This window comes from Azospirillum sp. TSO22-1, from assembly GCF_003116015.1.
Classification (GTDB): domain Bacteria; phylum Pseudomonadota; class Alphaproteobacteria; order Azospirillales; family Azospirillaceae; genus Azospirillum.
Window position 1 is genome coordinate 1 of the sequence record NZ_LGQZ01000166.1, and the last position, 7,045, is coordinate 7,045.

Annotated in this window: 6 protein-coding genes; 3 read left to right on the top strand and 3 right to left on the bottom strand. The window is 69.9% G+C overall.

Going from position 1 to position 7,045, the window contains the following annotated elements; translation table 11 throughout:
* The 3 genes from TSO221_RS31900 to TSO221_RS31910 form a co-directional block, all read left to right on the top strand.
* Window positions 1-1,694 (top strand): molybdopterin-dependent oxidoreductase (locus TSO221_RS31900; RefSeq protein ID WP_146208973.1); only part of this gene is annotated, 1,694 nt, incomplete at its 5' end.
* Window positions 1,695-1,710: 16 nt separating this feature from the next.
* Entirely contained in the window at window positions 1,711-2,514 is an 804-nt protein-coding gene (locus TSO221_RS31905; RefSeq protein ID WP_109122515.1) for an IclR family transcriptional regulator, read from the top strand.
* Window positions 2,515-2,803: 289 nt separating this feature from the next.
* Window positions 2,804-3,805, top strand: coding sequence for an NAD(P)H-quinone oxidoreductase (locus TSO221_RS31910; protein WP_109122516.1), 1,002 nt, complete (start codon window positions 2,804-2,806; stop codon window positions 3,803-3,805).
* Between the two features lie 43 nt (window positions 3,806-3,848).
* On the opposite strand, the gene oxlT is transcribed toward TSO221_RS31910, so the two are convergent.
* The 3 genes from oxlT to TSO221_RS31930 form a co-directional block, all read right to left on the bottom strand.
* On the bottom strand, window positions 3,849-5,153 hold the full coding sequence (gene oxlT, locus TSO221_RS31915; RefSeq protein ID WP_109122517.1) for an oxalate/formate MFS antiporter: 1,305 nt from the start codon (window positions 5,151-5,153) through the stop codon (window positions 3,849-3,851).
* Between the two features lie 185 nt (window positions 5,154-5,338).
* Complete coding sequence (locus tag TSO221_RS31920; protein WP_247878367.1) at window positions 5,339-6,619, bottom strand: glycerate kinase; 1,281 nt, start codon at window positions 6,617-6,619, stop codon at window positions 5,339-5,341.
* Between the two features lie 184 nt (window positions 6,620-6,803).
* On the bottom strand, window positions 6,804-7,045 hold a 242-nt coding region (locus TSO221_RS31930; protein WP_158284271.1), incomplete at its 5' end, for an NAD-binding protein.

Consider the following 7,045-nt stretch of genomic DNA (forward strand, 5'->3'; position numbering starts at 1 on the left):
AGCTGGTGCGCACCGGCTTCGGCACCAACAACGTCGACCACTGCACCCGTCTGTGCCACGCCTCGTCGGTGGCGGCGCTGATCGAGGGCATCGGGTCGGGCGCGGTGACCGCCCCCTTCATGGCGGCCGAGGACGCCGAGGTCATCGTGGTGATCGGCTCCAATCCCACCGAGAACCACCCGGTCGCCGCCACCTTCTTCAAGAACGCGGTGAAGAAGGGCGCCAAGCTGGTCATCATGGACCCGCGCGGCACCGCGATGCGCCGGCATGCCTCGCACATGATGCAGTTCAAGCCCGGCCGCGACGTGCCGATGCTGAACGCCATGCTGAACGTCATCATCAGCGAGGGGCTGTACGACGCCACGTACGTGGCCGAGCACACCCAGGACTTCGAGGAGCTGAAGGCGCACGTCGCCGCCCTCACGCCGGAGGCCATGGCCCCGGTGTGCGGCATCGACGCCCAGACGCTGCGCGACGTGGCGCGGCTGTACGCCACCTCCAAGGCCTCGATCATCTTCTGGGGCATGGGCGTGTCGCAGCACACCCACGGCACCGACAACGTGCGCTGCCTGATCGCGCTGTCGCTGGTCACCGGCCACATCGGCCGTCCGGGCACGGGCCTGCACCCGCTGCGCGGCCAGAACAACGTGCAGGGCGCCTCCGACGCCGGCCTCATTCCGATGATGTACCCGGACTACCGTCCGGTGGACGACCCGAAGGTGCACGCCTTCTACGAGGACTTCTGGCAGACCAAGCTGGAGACCAAGCGCGGCCTGACGGTGGTCGAGACCATGGACGCCATCCACGCCGGCAAGGTCCGCGGCATGTACGTCATGGGCGAGAACCCGGCGATGTCCGACCCGGACGTGCAGCACGCCCGCGAGGCGCTGGCGGACCTGGAACACCTCGTCGTCCAGGACCTGTTCCTCACCGAGACGGCGAAGTACGCCGACGTGGTGCTGCCGGCCTCGGCCTGGCCGGAGAAGAACGGCACGGTCACCAACACCAACCGCCAGGTGCAGCTGGGCCGTCAGGCGCTGCCGCCGCCGGGCGACGCGCGGCAGGATCTGTGGATCCTCCGGGAGCTGGCCCGGGGCCTCGGCCTCGACTGGACCTATGAGCACCCGCGCGACGTGTTCATCGAGATGAAGGGCGCCATGCCCTCGCTCGACAACATCACCTGGGATCGCCTGGAGCGCGAGGGTTCGGTCACCTACCCGAGCCTGTCGCCGGACGACCCGGGCCAGGAGATCGTCTTCGGCGACGGCTTCCCGACGGCGACCGGCCGCGGCCGGCTGGTGCCCGCCGACGTGATCCCGCCGGCCGAGGAGCCGGACCAGGAGTTCCCGATGGTGCTCACCACCGGGCGCCAGCTGGAGCACTGGCACACCGGGTCGATGACGCGCCGCGCCCAGGTGCTGGACGACATCGAGCCGGAGGCGGTGGCCTACATGAGCCCGGCCGACCTGCGCCGGATGGGCGCCAAGGGCGGCGACAGGGTCAAGGTCACCACCCGGCGCGGGGTGATCGAGCTGAAGGCGCGCTCCGACTACGGCGTTCCGACCGGGCTGGTGTTCATCCCGTTCTGCTACGCCGAGGCGGCGGCCAACGTGCTGACCAACCCGAAGCTCGACCCGTTCGGCAAGATCCCAGAGTTCAAGTTCGCCGCGGCGCGGATCGAACCCGCTGCGTGACCGGAGGGACGGAACCATGAAAGCACAAGCGCTCGCGGCAGAGACGCCGGTGAAGGGGCAGCTGGTCCAGTCGCTGTCCCGCGCGCTCAACATCCTGTCGATCCTCGGTGCTTCCGGCGGGCCCATGAGCCTGACCGCCGTCGCCGAGGCGGCCGGCCTGTCGCCCTCCACCACCCACCGCCTGCTGACCACGTTGCAGGAGGAGCGCTACGTCCGTTTCGACCAGGGCAAGCGCGGGTGGTCGGTGGGGCTGCAGGCCTACATGACCGGCATCAACTTCCTGCGGACGCGCAGCCTGGTCGACGTCGCCCGGCCGCGCCTGCGCCGCCTGATGGAGGACAGCGGCGAGGTGGTGAACCTCGCCGTCGAGGACAACGGCGAGGCCATCTACCTGCACCGCGTCGCCGGCCCGCGTGCTGTCCAGTCGACGGTGCCGGTGGCGGAGCGCACGCTGCTGCACTGCTCGGCCGTCGGCAAGGCGCTGCTGGCCGGCATGGCGGAGACGCGGATCCAGACCATCCTGTCGCAGCGCGGCATGCGTCAGTTCACGCGCACAACCGTGTCGTCGCTGCCGGCGCTCAAGCAGGAGCTGACCCTGGTGCGCAGCCGCGGCTACGCCATCGATCAGGAGGAGCGGGTGTCCGGCCTGCGTTGCGTCGCGGCCCCCATCTACGACGAGACGACCGCCGTGGTCGGCGCCGTCTCGCTGTCCGGCACCACGCGCCGGATCGAGGACACCCGGGTCCGTGACCTGGGCGAGATGGTCAAGCGCACCGCCGCCGCCATCACGGCGGAGTTCGGGGGCCGCCTGCCCATGTAAAGTGTTTGTGCTTTTGTGTCCTTGCGAGGTTCCCTGCTAGACTCGGCCGCGCGGCTTTCGTCGTGCGGCCTAATTTTTTTATATAATTCTAAGTTTCCGTATGGTGGAAAGGCAGAAAAAGAGCGTTGATAGCGGCGGTCTATCGTGCGATAGTTTTCAGGACAGAGGGTGTTGTGCCCTCCGTATCTGGCGAGTTGTAGTTGTCGCTTCTTGCGGAATCCTCGGTTCTGGCCGTGCTGTTGTCAGCACGGCCATTTTTTTGACCACATGACAGGGAGGGGGAGGAGCCATGGCGTTGCCGTTGTCGATGACCGCGGTCGAGGTGAGCAAGCCCGGGGCGCCGGAGATGCTGGTCCCGGTGCAGCGTCCGGTGCCCGCCGTCGGGGCGGACGAGGTGCTGATCGCGGTGTCGGCCGCCGGAGTGAACCGTCCGGACGTGTTGCAGCGGATGGGCCGCTACGACCCGCCGCCCGGCGTCACCGACATTCCCGGCCTGGAGGTCGCCGGCCGCATCGCCGCGGTCGGCGCGGGCGTGACGGGGTGGAGCGTCGGCGACCCGGTCTGCGCGCTGCTGGCCGGCGGCGGCTATGCGGAGTACTGCACGGCGTCGGCCACGCAGTGCCTGCCGGTGCCCGATGGCCTGACCATGGCCGAGGCGGCGGCGCTGCCGGAGACGCTCTTCACCGTCTGGTCCAACGTGGTGGAGCGCGGGCGGCTGCAGGCCGGCGAGACGTTGCTGGTGCACGGCGGCGCCTCGGGCATCGGTACCACGGCGATCCAGCTCGGCAAGGCGCTGAGGGCGCGGGTCTTCACCACCGTGCGCGGGGCGGACAAGGTGCGGGCCTGCCGCGATCTCGGCGCCGACCGCGCCATCGACTACACCGCCGAGGACTTCGCCGCGGTGGTGAAGGAGGAGACGGGCGGGACGGGGGCCGACGTGGTGCTCGACATCGTCGGCGGCGACTACCTGGCGCGCAGCATCGACTGCATGGCGGTGGAGGGGCGCTACGTGGTGATCGGCTTCGTGCGCGGGCCGAAGGCGGAGGTCAACCTGTTCCCGGTGATGACCAAACGGCTGACGCTCACCGGCTCGACGCTGCGGGCGCGGCCGGTGGCCTACAAGCAGGCGCTGGCGACGGAACTGCGCAAGACGGTGTGGCCGCTGATCGCGCAGGGCCGGCTGAAGCCGGTGGTCTGCGAGACCTTCCCGCTGGCCGCCGCCGCCGACGCGCATCGGCTGATGGAGAGCAACCAGCACGTCGGCAAGATCGTGCTGCGCGTGGGGGAGTAAACCGGTAAGCCCCTCTCCCCTTGCGGGGGAGAGGGGCTTTTCGTTACTCGGCGGCGTGGACGCTCAAGCGCCCGGCCACGGGTTGCGATGAAGCGCCGATCAGGCGGGCGCGCATCGGCTTCAGCACGAAGAGGGCGAGCCCGGCGGCGAGCGCGTTGATCGCGGCGGCGATGTAGAACACCACCATCCAGCTGCCCGTGGCGTCGGCGATGACGTTGGCGAAGGGCACCAACAGCGCCGCCGTGCCCTTGGCGGTGTACAGCAGCCCGGCGTTGGAGGTGGCGAAGCGCGAGCCGAAGGTGTCGCCGCAGCAGGCCGGGAACAGGCTGTAGATCTCGCCCCAGGCGAAGAACACCAGGCCGGTCAGCAGCACGAAGGCCACCGGGTCGCGCCCGTAGACGCTGAGCGCCACGATGCCGGCCGCCTCCAGCGCGAAGGCGACGAACATGGTGTTCTCGCGGCCGATGTTGTCCGACACCCAGCCGAAGAATGGCCGCGTCACGCCGTTCAGCACGCGGTCGATGGACAGCGCGAAGGTCAGCGCCGGCAGCGTCAAGCCGAGGATCGAGACCGGCACGCCGTCGAGGTGGAAGTCCGTGGCGATCGGCCCGAGCTGCGCGGTGGCCATCAGGCCGCCGCCCGCCACCATCACGAAGATCAGGTACATCAGCCAGAACACCGGCGTCCTGACCATCTGCGCGGGCGTGTAGCTGGTGCGGCTCTGCACGACCTGCGCCGTGCCGGCAGCCGGAACCTGGCCATGCTTCGGCTCGGCGAGGAACCAGGCGAGCAGGAAGACCACCGCGCCCTGGCCGATGCCAAAGGCGAGGAAGGTGGCCTCGTAGCCCGAGGTCTGGATCATGGTGGCGATCGGCACGACGGTGAGCGCCGAGCCGGCGCCGAAGCCGGCGGCGGTCACGCCGGCGGCGAGACCGCGGCGGTCGGGGAACCATTTCAGCGCGTTGCCGACGCAGGTGCCGTAGACGCCGCCGGCGCCGATGCCGCCGATGGCCGCGCCCAGGTACAGCAGCCCCAGCGAGTCCGCGACCGAGTTGATCGCCCAGGCGATGGCGCACAGCGCCCCGCCGACCAGCACCACGATGCGCGGGCCGAACTTGTCGACGAACCAGCCTTCGACCGGAACCAGCCAGGTCTCGGTGACCACGAAGATGGTGAAGGCGACCTGGATCGCCGCACGGCCCCAGCCGTGCTTGACCTCGATGGGCTCGACGAACAGGGTCCAGCCGTACTGCAGATTGGCGATCATCGACATGCAGATCACGCCGATCAGCAACTGAACCCAGCGCGCGTTGCGCGGCGGGGTGTCCCCCGCTCGGTCGTGCCGCATGTGTTTCCTCCCCGCGTGCATAAAGCTTTTTGTTTTGACTGTACCGGATGTCCGACGGAAGCACCGGGGCTGGCATGCCAAACTCGGTATTCCATGACTGCCGAATGCGAGTGTGCATAACATTCGGCCCGGACAACAACCTGTCCAGTCGACTAGAGCCTCATGCTTAGGGATAGAACTATCTGCTATGACCTTTGGGGGGGCTCCGTTACCAGCACGGCGCGGAAGTCGTTGACGTTGGTCAGCGTCGGGCCGGTGACCAGCAGGTTGTCGACCGCGCGAAAGAAGCTGTAGCCGTCGTTGTCGGCCAGCCGCTCCTTGGCGTTGACGCCGCGCTGGGCGGCGCGGGCCAGGGTGTCGGGGGCGAGCAGGGCACCGGCGTTGTCCTCGGTACCGTCGATGCCGTCGGTGTCGGCGGCCAGCGCGTGCACGCCCGGCAGCCCGTCCAGAGCCACCGCCAGCGCCAGCAGGAACTCCGCGTTGCGGCCGCCGCGGCCCTGGCCGCGCACGGTCACCGTGGTCTCGCCGCCGGACAGCAGCACGCACGGCGCGGGGGCCGGCTGGCCGTGGCCGGCGACCTGCCGGGCGATGCCGGCGTGCACCAGCGCCACCTCGCGCGATTCACCCTCCAGCGCGTTGCCGAGGATCACCGGCGTGACGCCGGCCTTCCGCGCCACCTCGGCGGCGCGCTCCAGCGCCATCTGCGGCGTGGCGACCAGGATGGTCCGGGTGCGGGCGAGGCGCACGTCGCCCGGTTTCGGGGTCTCGTCGCGGCCGGCCAGCAGGTGGTCGAGCACCGGCTTGGGCGGCGTGATGCGGTATTTGTCCAGCACGCCCAGTGCGTCGGCGAAGCTGGTGGGATCGGCCACGGTGGGGCCGGAGGCGATGACCGACAGATCGTCGCCCGGCACGTCGGAGATGACCAGCGACACCACCGGTGCCCGCGACGCCGCGGCCAGCCGTCCGCCCTTGATGGCGGAGAGGTGTTTGCGCACGCAGTTCATCTCGGTGATGGTGGCGCCGCTCTTCAGCAGCGCCTTCGACACCGCCTGCTTGTCGGCCATGGTCAGGCCGGGGGCAGGCAGCGCCAGCAGCGCCGAGCCGCCGCCGGAAATGAGGCAGAGCAGCAGATCCTCCGGCCCGACGTCGCCGGCGATCTCCAGGATGCGGCGGGCGGCCGTCTCGCCGGCGGCGTCGGGCACCGGGTGCGAGGCCTCGACCACCTCGATCCGCTCGGTCGGGACGCGGTGGCCGTAGCGGGTGACGACGAGGCCGGAGAGCGGCCCGTCCCAGTTGGTCTCCACCGCGCGGGCCATGGCCGCCGCCGCCTTGCCGGCGCCGACCACGACGGTGCGGCCCTTCGGCGGCGGGGGCAGGTGCGGCGGGACGCACAGGGAGGGCTGCGCCGAGTCCACGGCGGCCCGGAACATGTCGGTCAACAGCGTTCGCGGATCGGCGATGGTCACGGCTCACACTCCCTGTCGTTCTTATGGTGCCTCGCGCAGAGCTTATCCCCTTCCATCGCTTCCGTCATGGCCGGGCTCGTCCCGGCCATCCACGCACCTGGACCCTTGTGGACGTTCAGGCCCGTGGATGCCCGGGACGAGCCCGGGCATGACGGCAGAGGGGAAGGGCTTTGGCGAAGCAGTCTTACTCGGCCGCCTGGAGCGTCCGGTGATTCTGCCCGATCTCGTGCCCGCCGAGCAACTCGAGAGCACGCACCATGGCGGAGTGGTCCCACGCCTTGCCGCCGTGCGCGGCGCAGGCGTTGAACAGCTCCTGGCAGGTCGCGGTGTTCGGCAGCGACAGGCCCAGCGCCCGGGCACCCGCCAGCGCCAGGTTGAGGTCCTTCTGGTGCAGCTCGATGCGGAAGCCCGGATCGAAGGTGCGCT

Excerpts from the sequence above, each read along its gene's own strand:
- TSO221_RS31905 (WP_109122515.1), top strand. The coding sequence starts at position 1,711 with ATGAAAGCACAAGCGCTCGCGGCAGAGACGCCGGTGAAGGGGCAGCTG.
- TSO221_RS31910 (WP_109122516.1), top strand. The coding sequence starts at position 2,804 with ATGGCGTTGCCGTTGTCGATGACCGCGGTCGAGGTGAGCAAGCCCGGG.
- oxlT (WP_109122517.1), bottom strand. The coding sequence starts at position 5,153 with ATGCGGCACGACCGAGCGGGGGACACCCCGCCGCGCAACGCGCGCTGG.